Annotated in this window: 11 protein-coding genes and 1 other annotated feature (1 of these 12 cut by a window edge); of the genes, 8 read left to right on the plus strand and 3 right to left on the minus strand. The window is 46.5% G+C overall.

Going from position 1 to position 15213, the window contains the following annotated elements; translation table 11 throughout:
* Positions 1–181: 181 nt before the first annotated feature.
* The 7 genes from ACUN27_RS14285 to ACUN27_RS14315 all read left to right on the plus strand — a co-directional run bounded on the left by ACUN27_RS14285 (position 182) and on the right by ACUN27_RS14315 (position 7870).
* Positions 182–994, plus strand: coding sequence for a hypothetical protein (locus tag ACUN27_RS14285; protein ID WP_326062166.1), 813 nt, complete (start codon positions 182–184; stop codon positions 992–994).
* 194 nt (positions 995–1188) lie between these two features.
* The gene (locus ACUN27_RS14290; protein ID WP_315951299.1) at positions 1189–3078 is read left to right on the plus strand and encodes a glucose PTS transporter subunit IIA; all 1890 of its coding nucleotides are present in this window, start codon (positions 1189–1191) and stop codon (positions 3076–3078) included.
* Positions 3075–4814, plus strand: coding sequence for a phosphoenolpyruvate--protein phosphotransferase (gene ptsP, locus ACUN27_RS14295; RefSeq protein WP_315951297.1), 1740 nt, complete (start codon positions 3075–3077; stop codon positions 4812–4814). Before ACUN27_RS14290 ends, ptsP begins: the two co-directional genes overlap by 4 nt.
* A gap of 1 nt (position 4815) precedes the next feature.
* Complete coding sequence (locus tag ACUN27_RS14300; protein ID WP_315951295.1) at positions 4816–5358, plus strand: type 1 glutamine amidotransferase domain-containing protein; 543 nt, start codon at positions 4816–4818, stop codon at positions 5356–5358.
* A 125-nt stretch (positions 5359–5483) separates the two neighbouring features.
* On the plus strand, positions 5484–5891 hold the full coding sequence (locus ACUN27_RS14305) for a hypothetical protein (protein WP_127452144.1): 408 nt from the start codon (positions 5484–5486) through the stop codon (positions 5889–5891).
* A gap of 179 nt (positions 5892–6070) precedes the next feature.
* Positions 6071–7075: a catabolite control protein A gene (ccpA, locus tag ACUN27_RS14310; protein ID WP_127452146.1), complete on the plus strand. Its 1005-nt coding sequence runs from the start codon at positions 6071–6073 to the stop codon at positions 7073–7075.
* A gap of 93 nt (positions 7076–7168) precedes the next feature.
* Complete coding sequence (locus tag ACUN27_RS14315) at positions 7169–7870, plus strand: 5'-methylthioadenosine/adenosylhomocysteine nucleosidase (RefSeq protein WP_315951293.1); 702 nt, start codon at positions 7169–7171, stop codon at positions 7868–7870.
* 57 nt (positions 7871–7927) lie between these two features.
* Here the strand turns inward: ACUN27_RS14315 and ACUN27_RS14320 are convergent, their stop codons facing one another.
* Positions 7928–9115 (minus strand): acetoin utilization protein AcuC, encoded by a 1188-nt coding sequence (locus ACUN27_RS14320; protein WP_326062167.1) that lies wholly within the window; start codon positions 9113–9115, stop codon positions 7928–7930.
* A gap of 69 nt (positions 9116–9184) precedes the next feature.
* Positions 9185–9823 (minus strand): GNAT family N-acetyltransferase, encoded by a 639-nt coding sequence (locus tag ACUN27_RS14325; RefSeq protein ID WP_157321418.1) that lies wholly within the window; start codon positions 9821–9823, stop codon positions 9185–9187.
* 224 nt (positions 9824–10047) lie between these two features.
* Between ACUN27_RS14325 and acsA the strand changes: the two genes are divergently transcribed.
* Entirely contained in the window at positions 10048–11772 is a 1725-nt protein-coding gene (gene acsA / locus ACUN27_RS14330) for an acetate--CoA ligase (protein ID WP_315951290.1), read from the plus strand.
* A 62-nt stretch (positions 11773–11834) separates the two neighbouring features.
* On the opposite strand, the gene ACUN27_RS14335 is transcribed toward acsA, so the two are convergent.
* On the minus strand, positions 11835–14936 hold the full coding sequence (locus tag ACUN27_RS14335) for a transglycosylase domain-containing protein (RefSeq protein ID WP_326062168.1): 3102 nt from the start codon (positions 14934–14936) through the stop codon (positions 11835–11837).
* Between the two features lie 128 nt (positions 14937–15064).
* Positions 15065–15213: a binding site (T-box leader), on the plus strand (it continues 130 nt past the right edge of the window).

A 15213-nucleotide genomic window follows, 5' to 3' on the forward strand; every position in this document is an offset into this window, starting at 1 on the left:
GAAATTATGGCATATTTATTTCCTATTAGTCAACTTACATGTATAGAAAGTATGTTTTCTCATTTGAACCACTTTGCATGGATATTAAAATAAAATAAATAAAAAACGGAGTAGCGGAGAGAATAAAAGAGGCTCCCAAAAGGTGCCCAAAAAATAGAAGTATGTAGGAGGATTTACACACATGTACAACAACTTCAACAACAACGGTACCTCATCGTTCGGAAACTCTTCCCAAGGTATGCAAGCGTCCCACAATAACCAAGCGTCGCAAGGTTATCAGAGCAACACCTCCCAATATCAAGGTTACCAAAAGCAGTATCAACCTGTAGGTTATGTCCAGTCCTTTTACACGCAACCGGTATCAAGCAGCACTAATCAAAGCTTTAGTCAAGGCTATAATCAAGGCAGCAATCAGAATCAGGGCTATAATCAAGGCTATGCTGCTACGGAGTCTTTTCATATGGCGAATTACCGGGGGAACCAGACGGGCAATGACAATTATTCGCGCAGCGATTCTTCCGTGTCATCGCATTACCAACCATCAAGCTTCCAAAGCGCATATTCTACCTACAACGGGATGAATAACCAAAGCAATACCATTACTTCTAATCAAACTCAACCGGCTACCTATTCCTACAGCCAGCCATCGATTACGAGCCACTACACGAGCTCCTCACAAATGAATCAACAGCCAACTGCGCAAACATATGTTTCGCCTAATGCTTACCATACGGCTAATTACCGCGGAAACCAGCCAGGTCACGATGTTTATTTGCGTAGTGACTCATCTAATCCTTCTGCGCAATCCTACTCCTACCAACCAAGCTATGCCTTTCAACAAAGTACGCAACAAGGATATCAACAACAAGGGCAACAAGGGCCGCAAGGACAAGCAGGATATCAAAGCTACCAACAGCAAAACACACAACCGTATATCCAAAGTATCAGCAGTACGAGCATGGGGCAGCAATACGGAAATAACTCTTCGTACTAATTACCGTATGCTTTCCAACATGTATAAGCGGGTCGATCCTCGACCTGCTTATTTTGTTTTGACAAACTGGCAAACAAGCTATACGATTTGATAAGAGAGGCTTATGCTTACCATGTAAGTTTTTTCAAGAACACTAGGCTTTGGCTTACGATGTTGGTTTTGTTATAGCAAAACTTTTAGGAGGTAGCATACGTTTGAATTGGATGGGGAACTTACAACAGCTTGGCCGCTCATTAATGCTGCCCACCATTGCGCTTCCTATTGCTGCTGTGCTGCTTAGTCTGGGGAATCTACCTTGGGATGGGATTCACGCATCCGGCTTTGGGGATATGCTGCTGTTAGCAGGGAATACGGTCTTTGACTATATACCCATCATATTCGCTGTTGGCGTGGCGCTCGGTCTTACGGAAAGTGCCGGAATCGCCGGACTGTCTGCCATGCTGGGCTATTTTATGTTTACGAGGCTCATCGAACATTCACTTGGGTCCCATTTTCAATTGGGTGTACCGGGCGGGATCTTAATCGGTTTGCTTGCAGCCATTATTTATCATCGCTGCAAAGAGATCAAGCTGCCTGAATACATACAATTTTTCGGTGGCCCCCGCATGGTGCCGCTCATCATGGGGATGTGCACGCTCATTGTGTCCTATATCATGATTGTGATAGGACCGTTTTTGGAAGATGTAATGGGTAAGCTTTCGAATTGGCTACTCGGCCTTGGCGGGTTTGGTGCATTTGTTTACGGTATTGCGCATCGATTGTTAGTGCCGTCAGGTCTGCACCATATTTTGAATAACTTTTTTTGGTTTCAAGTGGGAGCTTACAAAACACCATCAGGGCAGATGGCTTACGGGGATTTACCACGTTTTTTCGCCGGTGATCCTACGGCTGGGATGTACATGGCCGGTCTATATCCTATCATGATGTTTGCGCTTCCTGCCATTGCATTTGCCATCATCGGGGAAGCGCGTGAGGATTTGAAGCCGAAGATCAAGGCGACATTTCTGACAGCGGCGTTAGCCTCTTTTTTGACAGGTGTCACGGAGCCGATTGAGTTTGCTTTCCTGTTTGTTGCACCTTATTTGTTCATTATTCACGCTATTTTATCAGGTGTAGCCATGTGGTTGGCCTATGAGCTGCATATTCAACATGGTTTTTCCTACTCGGCAGGTGCTATAGACTACGTTATTAATTTGCATTTATCGCATAACGGTCTGCTGCTAATCCCGATTGGAATCGTGTATGGACTGGTGTATTACTTCATGTTTCGCTGGGCGATCAGACGGTTCCAGATACCGACGCCAGGCAGGGAAGAAGGTTCTTCACTCGAAGAATGGGCTGGCGATATTCCGTATCGCTCACCTTTAATTTTGCAAGCCTTGGGTGGGAAAGACAATATTAAGAAGATTGAAGCCTGCATTACCAGATTGCGCCTTACGCTTGTTAATGATCGATTGATTGACATCACGGCATTACGACATTTAGGAGCTGCAGGCGTCATCCGTCTTGGAGGAGGCAATGTTCAGGTCGTGTTCGGGACATTCTCAGAGCTAATTCGTGAAGAGATTATGAAAGTACTGCGCAAAGATATTCATGTGGTGCTGTTTACTTCGCCGATGCAAGGGCGCATGATTCCTATTGAGGAAGTGCCCGACCGCATTTTTGCCTCGCGATTGGTGGGCAACGGGGTTGCGTTTATTCCTGAAAAAGGAGAGCTGGTCTCGCCTGTTGCAGGTACCATTATGCATATTTATCCGACCATGCATGCCCTGGGCATTTTGACGGATGAAGGACTAGAGGTCCTGCTGCACATTGGTATCGATACATCAAGTTTGCCGGGCAAATGCTTTAATGCCGTGGTAAAAGAAGGCGATCGTGTAGAAGCGGGCCAGCTGTTAGTTAAATTTAATTATAATAAAGTTAAAAAGTTTGCTTCATCTTTGGCGACACCGATGATTATTACAAATCCGGATCTTGTTAAGTCTTGGAGCTTTGCTCCGTTCAAATCTGTTAAAAAAGGCCAAGGTTCTGTGATGTCCGTCGTCTTAAAGCCTACTAAATCTACGGGGGGGATGAACGGATGATCAGAGGGATAGGCGCGTCTTCAGGCATAGCAATGGGTCAGGCTTTTGTCATTCCTACGTGGGAGTGGGATTTTCCTGAGAAAATGATCGATGTGACAGACTTGGCTTATGAATTTGAGCGGTTGTATGACGGCATCCGCTCTTCTAAAGATGAATTAGAGTTAATCAAGCAGGAAATTAAGGAAGTTGTGGGGCAAGATCAGGCGTATATTTTTGATGCTCACTTGGCGATTTTGGAAGATCCCATTTTTATGAATGAAATTCAGGGGATCATTGAGCTTCAGTACAAAGCCGCGGAAGTTGCGGTGAAAGAAGTGATCGATAAATTCGTCGGTATGTTCAATATGATCGACGATGAGTATATGAAGGAACGCGCGCTGGATATTAAAGATGTGGGCAACCGGCTTCTGAAGCATTTGCTCGGGGATACCAGTTCAACCGTTCCGCCTATCGATCATCCGTATATTTTGGTCGCCAAAGAGCTTACACCTTCGCAATTGGCTCATCTGGATCCGACTAAAGTGCTAGGGCTTCTAACCATTCTGGGAGGCACGCATTCGCATGTATCGATCATGGCCAGAGCCATGTCGGTTCCTTATGTTTTAGGCCTGGAAGGGAAGCTTCTGCGTCCGATTCAAAACGGTGATTTCTTGATTATTGACGGCCAAGAGGGCACCTTGTATATCAATCCGGATAAAATCACGATTGAGCGCTACCAAGCTCGCAAAAAGAATTGGCTGGAATTCAAAGAGAGTTTGCAGGAAATCGCAGATGTTGCGCCTGTCACTGTGGACAATAGCTATGTGAATCTGCATGCCAACATCAACTCAGTTATGGAGATCGATCAAGTTCTACGTAACGGCGCTTCTGGGGTCGGTTTGTTCCGGACGGAGTATCTATATATGGACCGCGATTCATTGCCTGGCGAGGATGAACAGTTCGAAGTCTATCGTCACGCTGCCAAACAATTAAAAGGTCGTCCTATTGTCATCCGAACCTTGGATATTGGCGGAGACAAAAAGTTGGATTACATGCCGCTTGCCAAAGAAGATAATCCGTTCCTTGGATATAGGGCCATTCGGATCTCACTGGATCGCAAAGATCTTTTTATGACACAGTTAAAAGCAATTCTTCGAGCAAGTCATTATGGGAACGTGAAAATCATGTATCCAATGGTCACTTCGCTGGGTGAAGTGCGTCAAGCCAAAGCCCTTCTAGAGAAGGCGAAAGCCGAACTCAGTGCCCAAGGGATTCCTTACAATGCCCAAATTGAAGTAGGATTAACCATTGAAGTACCTGCAGCTGCTCTTATTGCAGACGTCCTTGCCAGTGAAGTAAATTTTATGAGTATCGGCACTAACGATCTTGTTCAATATGTGCTTGCTGTAGACAGGATGAACGAAAATATTGCGCACTTATATAATCCTTATCATCCGGCTGTTATCAGACTTCTTAAACATGTGATTGATGCTGGCAAAAGTGTTGGCATTCCTGTTGGCGTCTGCGGAGAAATGGCGGGAGACGTCCGCGCGCTTCCTATTTGGTTAGGACTCGGCATTGAAGAACTGAGCATATCTGTGCAAACTATTTTGCAAGTCAAACACCGTTTATTAAGCAGTGATGCTAAGAAATGCAAGCAGTTAGTCAGTGAAATTTTAGTTTGCAAAACTAGCGATGAAATCATAGAGCTGTTAGCACAAACCGAACAGACAGAATCCATTGTGGGAGGTACTTAGTATGGAATTGAAGGGTACGAAAGTATTGGCATTCGTTGATGAAGAGTTTGAAGATTTGGAGATGTGGTACCCCGTTTTACGTTTGCGTGAGGCGGGTGTTGTCGTAGATATCGTCGGGCCAAAAGCGAAAACGATTTATCATGGCAAATATGGCGTCCCAATCACAACGGATTTTGCCTTTGATGAAGTGCAGTCATCGGATTATATCGGTCTTTATGTGCCAGGAGGCTGGGCTCCTGATAAATTACGCCGTTATCCGGATGTGCTTCGCCTTACACAGGAGTTTCATGCCGCGGTGAAGCCAATCGCTCAAATCTGCCATGCCGGCTGGGTGCTTATTTCAGCGAAAATCGTAAATGGCTATACTATGACCTCCACGCCAGGCATTCGCGATGACCTCGAAAATGCCGGGGCTACTTGGGTTGATGAAGAAGTCGTGGTCGACCGCAATATCATCTCAGGGCGCCGCCCGCCAGATCTACCGGCATTTTCCAAGCGTTTCGTGGACGAGCTGGTGCAATTCCATAAACATCAGGAAAAGTAACAGGACGCTTCCATTCGTGGCAAAAACTACTACTCTCTTTTCGGCAGGAAATCGTATAGAATCGTAGAATATCTTTATTACAAGAAATTCATGTTCATGCCGCCAGCCAGTGAAGGAGTGTTAGAATGCAAAAGTTTTGTAAGTGCGGACGCACGATGAACCTTCGTCTGCGTACGGTTATTTATCAAAGTAAAGTCGATATTGAAAATGTACCTATTTATTCATGTGAGGCTTGTGGACGCAGTGAAGTTGTTCCTCATGTTAAACCCGAGCTTACCGGTTTAATCGGCAAGCTGGGGAGTAAGCCTGAGAAGCAGCAGCTGTTTTTTCATGAGCTATCGGAAGTAGCTTTCTTACTGCTTAAGGTAACTGAGAAAGAACATATGAATGATTCCATGGAAAAGATTGTTGAAGAACGTATAAATGAGCTTCTGGACATCTTACTGCTGGCACAATCGCTTGGTGACGAGCCGTGGACCGAAGAAATTCGCAAACGCTTATCTCAAATCACACAGAGCGCAATTTCGACATAAGCAACATGTGGCCAATCCCTTATGGATTGGCTTTTGTACATATTTGTGTACCTTTTGAAAACAAAATGAAATTATTTTCAAAGTATTTTCATTTTTCATTGCAAGATGGATTAATTTGTCGTATCATAACGGTAATATACTAGGCTCGCAGAATACTTTTGAAAATGGAGAGAGTAACCGTGACCGTAACCATTTATGATGTAGCAAGAGAAGCAGGCGTATCCATGGCAACCGTTTCCCGGGTTGTAAACAACAATCCGAACGTAAAGCCGCAAACACGTAAGAAAGTTTTTGAAGCAATTGAACGTCTCGGTTACCGCCCTAATGCGGTGGCAAGAGGTTTGGCAAGCAAGAAAACGACAACCGTTGGTGTCGTCATTCCCGATATTTCAAACTCAATTTTCGCAGAAGTAGCGCGCGGAATTGAAGATATTGCGAATATGTATCACTACAATATTATTTTGTGTAATGCCGACAAGAAGAAAGAAAAAGAAATTCGCGTCATCAACACACTATTGGAAAAACAAGTCGATGGCTTGCTCTTCATGGGTGGCGTCGTGACAGAAGATCACATTCAAGCTTTCCGCACGTCTTCCGTTCCTGTTGTCTTATGTGGAACGAAGGATGAGGCGCAAACGATGCCTTCCGTCGATATTGACCACGAGAAAGCTGCGTTCGATGCCGTTAATGTGTTAATCGCAGCGGGACACCGCGACATTGCGATGATTTCCGGAACTTTGCAAGATCCAGCGAATGGATTCGCCCGTTATCAAGGGTACAAGAAAGCACTCGATGCAGCAGGAATAGAGCTGCGCGACGAGTATGTTCGAATCGGGAACTATCGATATGAATCCAGCGTCGACGCTGTCAAATATTTCTTGGAGCTTTCCCCGCGTCCAACTGCCATTTTCTCGGCAACAGACGAGATGGCGATTGGCGCCATTCACACGATTCAAGATAGCGGACTCAAAGTACCGCAAGATATCGCCGTAATCAGTGTGGATAACATCCGCATGGCTTCCATGGTAAGACCGACGCTTACGACAGTCGCTCAACCGATGTATGATATCGGAGCGGTATCCATGCGTCTTCTGACGAAGTTGATGAATAAGGAATCAACGGATAATATGCAGGTCATTTTGCCACATGAAGTGATCTACCGTAACTCTGTTACACAATCCTAGTGAACTTAAGCCTCTAAGCGAGCTCTTCCTTTCGAGGATGACGCCGCTTAGAGGTTTTCTCCTTTATACATAATTGAAATGAGGATCGATGAAATGACATGGAATAAACTTGCACTAATCGGTGCGATGAATGAAGAAATTGAACTGCTTGTTGCGCATATGTCGGATGTGCGTGAAACCGTGAAAGCGGGAATTACCTTCAGAGAAGGGACGTACTTCGGCAAGGAAGTGGTCGTATGCCGCACTGGCGTAGGCAAGGTTAACGCTGCTGTAACCACTCAAATTCTAATCGATAAATTTGGTGTTGAAGCCGTAATTTTCACAGGTGTTGCGGGTGCATTGGATCCGGAACTGAACATCGGTGATCTTGTTGTTTCCAGTGAGTGCATGCAGCACGACATGGATGTTACACCACTTGGTTTCGCTCGAGGCATCATTCCTTATGAAGCGAAATCTGTTTTTGAAGCGGATAGCAAGCTGGTGGATTTGGCCGTTGCTTCAGGCGAGAAACTTTTTGCAGGTAAAGTAAAAAAGGGGAGAGTGCTCTCCGGCGACCAGTTCATTGCGAGCCGTGAAGTAGTAGCTGGCCTTAATACGGAACTTGGCGGCGTATGTGTGGAAATGGAAGGAGCATCAGTTGCACAGGTATGCTCCATGAATGGTATTCCGTATGTCGTGCTTCGCTCGATGTCTGATAAAGCAGATGGTTCCGCTCATGTGAACTTTGCGGAATTCACGGTTCAAGCATCCGAGAATTCTTATAAAATGGTTGAGGAAATTGTGAAGCAGCTGTAAATGGGAACATGAAAAAAGAGTTAGGCATGCACAACATGCTTAACTCTTTTTGTATCTTTACTTCAAATACATCATCGAGAGATCCTTCGTTTGCCGGTTCTTTTCTGTAATGACCTGGCGCCTCGGAATCGGTGCCCAAGCATCCACAGGGTCCAGCCACGTATCCACGAGCTGGACCGGGCTCTTGCTCTGCCAGGCGTCCAGCCACGCCTGAGGAAGCCTCAGCTGCGGCTGCGCCGCCAGCTGGGGGATAACCGCCTGCTCGCTCATCACGAGCCAGAGCAGGCTCCAAGCCCGTGGTACGACGCGCCAGATGTCGTACCCGCCGCCCCCGAGCGCAACCCACCGCCCTTCGCACCATTGGTGCGCAAGGGAGTGGATCAGCTCGGGCATAGCCTTGTACACGTGCATGGAGCAGTGCACATGCGCGAGCGGGTCGAAAGCATGGGCATCGCATCCATGCTGCGAGATAATGACGTCCGGCTGGAAGCGGGCGATCGTCATGGTCAGCACCTCGCCGAAGCATTCCAGCCACGATTCATCCTCGGTGTAAGGTTCCACCGGGACGTTAATGCTTGTTCCGAACGCGTCGCCTTCTCCGCGCTCGTTCACGGCTCCCGTGCCGGGGAACAGGAATTTCCCCGTCTCATGAATGGACAACGTGCATACCTGGGGATCGGCGTAGAAGCTCCACTGTACGCCATCCCCATGATGCACGTCCGTGTCGACGTACAGCACCTTCGCGCCGTACGTCTCTTTGGCGTGCGCAATCGCCGCTGAAGCGTCGTTGTAGACGCAGAAGCCCGCGCCCTTGCTCTGCAGCGCGTGATGCAGCCCGCCGCCCAGATGCAACGCGTGCGGGGCTTGGCCGGACATAACCAGCTCAGCTGCGGTAATGGAACCGCCAACAATTTTGGCCGTGACGTCATGCATGCCCGGGAAAAATGGCGTATCATCGGTATCGAGTCCGAAGCGTGCCGCTTCTTTGACCCATCGGTCCTCCGGCACGGAAGCGCTAAGCGCTTTCACAGCTTCGATGTAAGCGGGTGTGTGAACCCGCAGCAGCTCGCTGTCTGTAGCGAAGCGAGGCGCCCACAGCGCGTTGTCTGGGAGTGCGCCGGCTTTGCGCAGCAGATCGACCGTCATCACCAGACGGTCTTGATTAAAGGGATGATCTTCATTAAATTTATAGTGAATCTCTTCGTCATCATAGATAAAGACAGGATTTGATGCCTTCTTGTTCATATCCCACATTCCCCCGAATGAGCTAACATGCTTGCTTGAAGTCCTAGTAATCCAAAAGCTGGTCTATCTTTAGTACATGAAGCGCTGTTGAAAACGAATACGATCAAACTGTTCCACAGAAGATATAGGCACTTGCTTGCCTATACGAACCATGAGACAGTTGGCCGGGTGCGAACAGATCTCAGGATCATCCGTAGCGAACCAGATCATATCGACGCTTTTCATCAACTTCTCCATCATTTGCCTGTACTCCCAGACGGTGAGCTTGCTATTTTCCAAGTCCCAGTGCCAATAATACTCCGTGGTGAAGCATATGACATTCTCCATCTGCTCGTCCTCGAAAGCAAGGCGAATCATACGTTTGCCGAGCCCCATGGTGCGATAGTCATCCGCAACTTCTATTGCACCGAGCTCTATTAGATCCTGCATATTTCCTTGTGACCACCGCTCTATTTCGTCTGGATAATGGAAGGTGACATAACCGACAATGGTAGCGCCATCTCTGGCAATGATGATCCGGCCTTCCGGTAATCCGGCAATTTCAATGAGTGCTTCCAGTTGTTCCTTAGGTCGGCGGAAGGCATCTAATTTGCTATGCATCGTGAGATTTTGCAAGCTGTCAGCAGAAACAGGACCTTCTATCATAATTTCTGGTTGATCGGGAGCTGTTCGCAAGCGAAATGAGTGATATATTTTGGTGTGCTGCATAACCTTAGCTCTCCTTTTGAAAAACAGCATGATATGAGTGATTCCTTCTCCGTTGGGTCATAGTCCCTTTATACCAAATTTTATTTGCAAATAAAAGCTGAACTTAGGCGTAGGCGAAAAATTCTCCGTGTGATATAATAGAATATGTCAAAAATCGATCACATTTTGCTCGAAAACATCAGTAAAATGAAAGCGGTTTATCTCGTGAGGAGGGTTTTACGTACATGGATCAAATGAAAGTTGAACTCGTTGAAGCGGTAGCTACTAATCCTAACATGAAAAATTATGAGGAAACACACGCAAATTTTGACTGGAAAGACATCGAAAAGAGCTTTTCCTGGTACGAAACAGGCAAAGTGAATATGGCTTATGAAGCCATTGACCGTCATGCTGAATCGTCGAAAAAGGATAAAGTTGCTCTTTATTACAGCGACAACCAAAGAGAAGAAGCCGTAACATTTGGACAAATGAAAGACAGATCCAATCAGTTCGGTAATGTGCTTCGTGGTCTTGGCATCGGCAAAGGTGAGCGCGTATTTATTTTCATGCCACGTACTCCTGAACTGTACTATGCGTTGCTAGGTACGTTGAAAGTAGGGGCTGTTGTAGGGCCTTTGTTTGAAGCTTTTATGGAAACAGCCGTGAAAGATCGTCTGGAAGACAGTGAAGCTGTTGCGATTGTGACGACACCAAGCTTGCTTTCCCGGGTTCCTTCGAGTGAACTTCCACATCTGAAGCACATCATCGTTGTTGGTGAGAATGTGGAGCCTGCTGAAGGCCATGTAGACTTCTACAAAGAGATGGAAACGGCTTCTTCTGAGCTTGAAATTGAGTGGTTGGATCGTGAGGATGGCCTCATTATTCATTATACATCGGGTTCAACTGGCAAACCGAAAGGTGTTTTCCATGTACAGAATGCAATGATTCAACATTATTATACAGGTAAAATCGTTCTGGATCTCCAAGAAGACGACATTTACTGGTGTACAGCCGATCCAGGTTGGGTAACTGGAACTTCTTACGGCATTTTTGCTCCATGGCTGAATGGGGCTACGAATGTTATCCGTGGTGGACGCTTCAGTCCTCAGGATTGGTACAACACGCTGCAAAAATATAAAGTAACCGTTTGGTACAGTGCACCGACAGCTTTCCGTATGTTAATGGGAGCAGGCGATGATGTTGTATCCGGATTCGATCTTTCATCGCTTCGCCATGTGCTGAGCGTTGGTGAGCCGTTGAACCCGGAAGTTGTTCGTTGGGGATTGAAAGTGTACAACCAACGTATTCATGACACATGGTGGATGACGGAAACAGGCGGGCAGCTCATCTGTAACTATCCTTCCATGACGATTAAGCCTGGCTCCATGGGGCGTCCGATTCCGGGCGTTGAAGCAGCTATTATCGACGATGCTGGGAATGTCTTGCCTCCAAATCGGATGGGCAACCTGGCAATCAAGACACCTTGGCCGTCCATGATGCGCAAAATTTGGAACAATCCAGCCAAATATGAAGAATATTTCCGATTAACAGGCTGGTACGTTTCCGGTGATTCGGCTTATCAAGATGAAGAAGGGTACTTCTGGTTCCAAGGGCGCGTTGATGATGTGATCAACACAGCTGGAGAGCGGGTAGGTCCTTTCGAGGTAGAGAGCAAGCTTGTTGAGCATCCTGCCGTTGCGGAAGCAGGGGTCATTGGCAAACCTGACCCGATGCGCGGCGAGATCATCAAAGCATTTATCGCGCTGCGTGAAGGTTTCACACCTTCCGATGAGCTGAAAGCGGACATTTCCAAGTTTGTCAAAGAAGGGCTTTCCGCCCATGCTGCTCCTCGTGAAATTGAATTCAAAGACAAGCTGCCGAAGACACGCAGCGGTAAAATTATGCGCCGTGTCCTAAAAGCTTGGGAGCTCAATCTCCCAACAGGCGACTTATCCACGATTGAAGATTAGAATGAATTGAATGACGAATAGATAAAGAACCTAGTGATGGGCACCATCACTAGGTTCTTTATTTAGTCATTATAGGCAATGGAAGCAGATGCTTTGGACTCGCCTGAGTCACTGACAGCCGTTACTTTGTAGAAGCCATTGTACGCTGCTGCATAGTAGTGAAACTCTGTACCACCTTCAACGGTGCCAAGCTTGGAGTAGGTGCCTTTTTCCTTCGTGCTAAAGTAGACGTTATACTTTTTGACTTTGTCTTTCGTAGCATTTGCTTTCCACGTGAGCACAATGCCTGCTCCGTCTACCTTGGCTTTAAGACCGGTGGGAGCGCCTGGTGCATCCTTCGCTGTCGTGTTTGGTGGTTCAGTTGCGCCAGCAGGTGGAGTGGATGAACCGGGAATCTGCGTGCCATCATCGGATGGGACAAATAGTGAATCGAGTGAGCTTCCGTCCGTATAGGCCGAACGACTTGGTGTTGATTCTTTGCCGACAACATCGACAGCCGTCACATAGTATCCCATTAAGCTTGATGCAGGGATCGTATCAACAAATTTCGAATCCGCACCGGCTAAAACAACTTTGCCGCCTAATAGTTGGAACTTACCGCGATTATCCGAACGATAAATGCGATAACCGACTATATCCGGGTTCGGACTTGGTTGGAATGTGATGGAGACTGTTTCTCCGGACTTTGTTGCTGTTATATTCGTTGGGGCAGTTGGCTCTTTGCCGTCGTCAACCCTTGGATCGGCTTCGGAAGGAGCATCGTCATCATAATCTGTCGGTTTGTAATTATCGATTGGCTTTCTGCTCTTCTCAGGAAGCTTGTTCATCGCGTCTTGGACTTCTTTGAGCAGTTGGGAAATCGATTTCTGGCGTTTAATAACCGTTTTTTCCTGAACAAAATCTATCGGTGTTTGATCCTGTGCCATGTAGTTCAAGCCGTTGTAAGAGCTGATTTTCATCCGCACCATGACATTGTCGACTTCCGTAGGCACATATTTCTTGTTGAAGATATCGGTTACTTGAAGATTCGAGCTTGTTGTTAATTCGCTTGGCAGTTTGCCGGATAAGCTGGATACAGTAGCCGATACGATACCATCAGGTTTGGCGAACGTTTTGGTTGGGAAGAGCTCTGGCTTCTGTTCGATCGTTTTATTCATGATTAAGGCCCAGACGTCTTTGGCGTGATTCGTTTGCAGTGTTTTGGAAGAAAGCTTATTGATTGGTTGATCATAGCCAATCCAAACGCCCACTGTAATATCCGGTGTAAAGCCCATGAACCATGCATCAGCATCATCTTGTGTAGAGCCTGTTTTACCTGAAATCTCGATTTTGCCGTAAGATTTATACTTTTTCATTAGATCTGTAGCGGTACCTTGGCTAATCACCGTTTTCATCATATCCGTAATCAGATATGCACTTTGTGGGGAGTAGACCTGTGTTGGCTTCTGATCATGAGAATAAATCGTTTGACCGTTCGAATCTTTGATTTCGCGAATCATGAATGTTTCATTGTACTGTCCTTTGTTTGGGATAGAAGCGTAGGCTCCAGTCAGCTCTCTGACGGAAGTACCACGGCTTAATCCGCCGATTACACCGGTTTGGGCGTAATAATCTTCTTTTTGAATAGAGGTAATCCCCAGCTTTTTCGCAAAATCCCAAGCGTCGTTAATACCAACTTTATTCAAAAAGATATCGATGGCAGGGATGTTGTAAGACTGGTTCAATGCTTTTCTGGCTGTCATCAATCCGTGGAACTTGTGATCCCAGTTCTCTGGCAGATGGAAACCTTTGACGCCGTCTTTGAGAATAATCGGAATGTCATCCACAATACTTGCTGGTTGAATGGCACCTTTTTCTAAAGCTGGAATGTAGGCGGCGATGGGCTTCATTGTTGAACCTGGCTGTCTATACGCTTGTGTAGCGTGATTCAGCTGTTCGTCGAAGAAGTTCCGCCCCTCAATCATTCCCTTGATAGCGCCTGACTTGGAATCGATCATGATCGCGCCGACTTGCTCAATGCCTTTTTTCTCATCATTTGGTGCGAAATTCTTATCGTTGCTCGAGATTTCGTGCATGGAATCATAAATCGTCTTGTCGATCGTTGTGTAAATTTGATAACCACCGCGCAATAGCTGAGTATGTATGCCTTTCAAAGCTTCACTATAAGCGGCTTGATTTTTAGTAGGATCAAGGTCTGGCTTTTGAATTTTCAGCAAAATCTCGGCTGCTTCTTGTTCCGTCTCAATCATCAGATACGGATAAGTCGTGTACGCTTTTTGAGCGGCAGATGGCATTGATGCTTTCAGATCAAACTTGAGAGCAGCTTGATATTGCTCATTCGTTATTTTCTTTTCTTCGAGCATCCGTTTCAGCACAAGCTGCTGCCTGGTAACAGCCTTTTTAAAGCCATCTTCATCAAACTCCGGTTTACTTGTGAATGCCGAGTACTGAGAAGGGGATTGCGGCAGTCCAGCCAGATAAGCGGCTTGGGCTACGTTAAGCTTGCTCAGATCATCAATGTCGAACAGACCTTTGGCAGCTGCTTTAATCCCGTATAGGTTGTAACCGGTTGAGCCGTTTCCGTAGGGGATTTTGTTCAGATAGGCGAGCAAAATCTCATCTTTGGACATCAGGCGTTCCATCCGCAGAGCGAGCAGCAATTCTCTTGCTTTACGACCATCATCTCGATCCAACGTTAAAAATACCCGTCTGGCGAGCTGCTGCGTAATCGTACTTCCTCCGGTTTGGACTTCTTCATTCAGCAGCTTCTGAGTGACGGCCCGGTAAAGTCCGCGGAAATCAATTCCGTGATGCTCGTTGAAGTCTTTGTCTTCAATTGAAAGAACAGCATCTAACAATACTTGCGGAATATCATCCAATTTAGCGAGACGCCGGTCTTCTTCGGTTCGCAATTGTCCAATGACCGTGTCGTCATTGAAGTAAGCAAAGCCGGTTACAGCGTTTTCCTGCATCTGCTGGCGAATTTCTTCTTCGCTGCGGACAGGATCTTTTTTAACCAGTGCACTGACATATCCAAATGCCGCGGAGCCGCCCACGATTCCTGCTAAAAAGGCAGAAATGAGCGTCCATTTTAACGTAATTCCGATTACTTTGAATGTCGTTCTTACCCAAGGGCGATTGATTTTGGCGAAAAAATTGCGCATAAGTTCCAATATCCTCCTTACATGAACCCTAATAGTATACCATAATTGCCCTCCCAGCGGTAATGATGTGTCGAAGAAAGGTGGTTGCATGGTTTGACAATTGCCGGAAATCTATGATATAAATTGTATCAAATGCGTAGATAGATCAGCAGTAGGTAGCTTGTGGATGCTTTCAGAGAGCCGGTGGAGGGTGCGAACCGGTACCTGCAGGTTAGTGAATTACGGTCTGGAGCAGTGAATGGGAACCTGCAGCAACAGAAGCTGCATTAGTAGTGTT

The sequence above is a fragment of the Paenibacillus sp. WC2504 genome (assembly GCF_052682475.1).

Excerpts from the sequence above, each read along its gene's own strand:
- ACUN27_RS14335 (WP_326062168.1), bottom strand. The coding sequence starts at position 14,936 with ATGCGCAATTTTTTCGCCAAAATCAATCGCCCTTGGGTAAGAACGACA.
- ACUN27_RS14315 (WP_315951293.1), top strand. The coding sequence starts at position 7,169 with ATGACATGGAATAAACTTGCACTAATCGGTGCGATGAATGAAGAAATT.
- ptsP (WP_315951297.1), top strand. The coding sequence starts at position 3,075 with ATGATCAGAGGGATAGGCGCGTCTTCAGGCATAGCAATGGGTCAGGCT.
- ACUN27_RS14285 (WP_326062166.1), top strand. The coding sequence starts at position 182 with ATGTACAACAACTTCAACAACAACGGTACCTCATCGTTCGGAAACTCT.
- acsA (WP_315951290.1), top strand. The coding sequence starts at position 10,048 with ATGGATCAAATGAAAGTTGAACTCGTTGAAGCGGTAGCTACTAATCCT.
- ACUN27_RS14305 (WP_127452144.1), top strand. The coding sequence starts at position 5,484 with ATGCAAAAGTTTTGTAAGTGCGGACGCACGATGAACCTTCGTCTGCGT.
- ACUN27_RS14300 (WP_315951295.1), top strand. The coding sequence starts at position 4,816 with ATGGAATTGAAGGGTACGAAAGTATTGGCATTCGTTGATGAAGAGTTT.
- ACUN27_RS14325 (WP_157321418.1), bottom strand. The coding sequence starts at position 9,823 with ATGCAGCACACCAAAATATATCACTCATTTCGCTTGCGAACAGCTCCC.
- ACUN27_RS14320 (WP_326062167.1), bottom strand. The coding sequence starts at position 9,115 with ATGAACAAGAAGGCATCAAATCCTGTCTTTATCTATGATGACGAAGAG.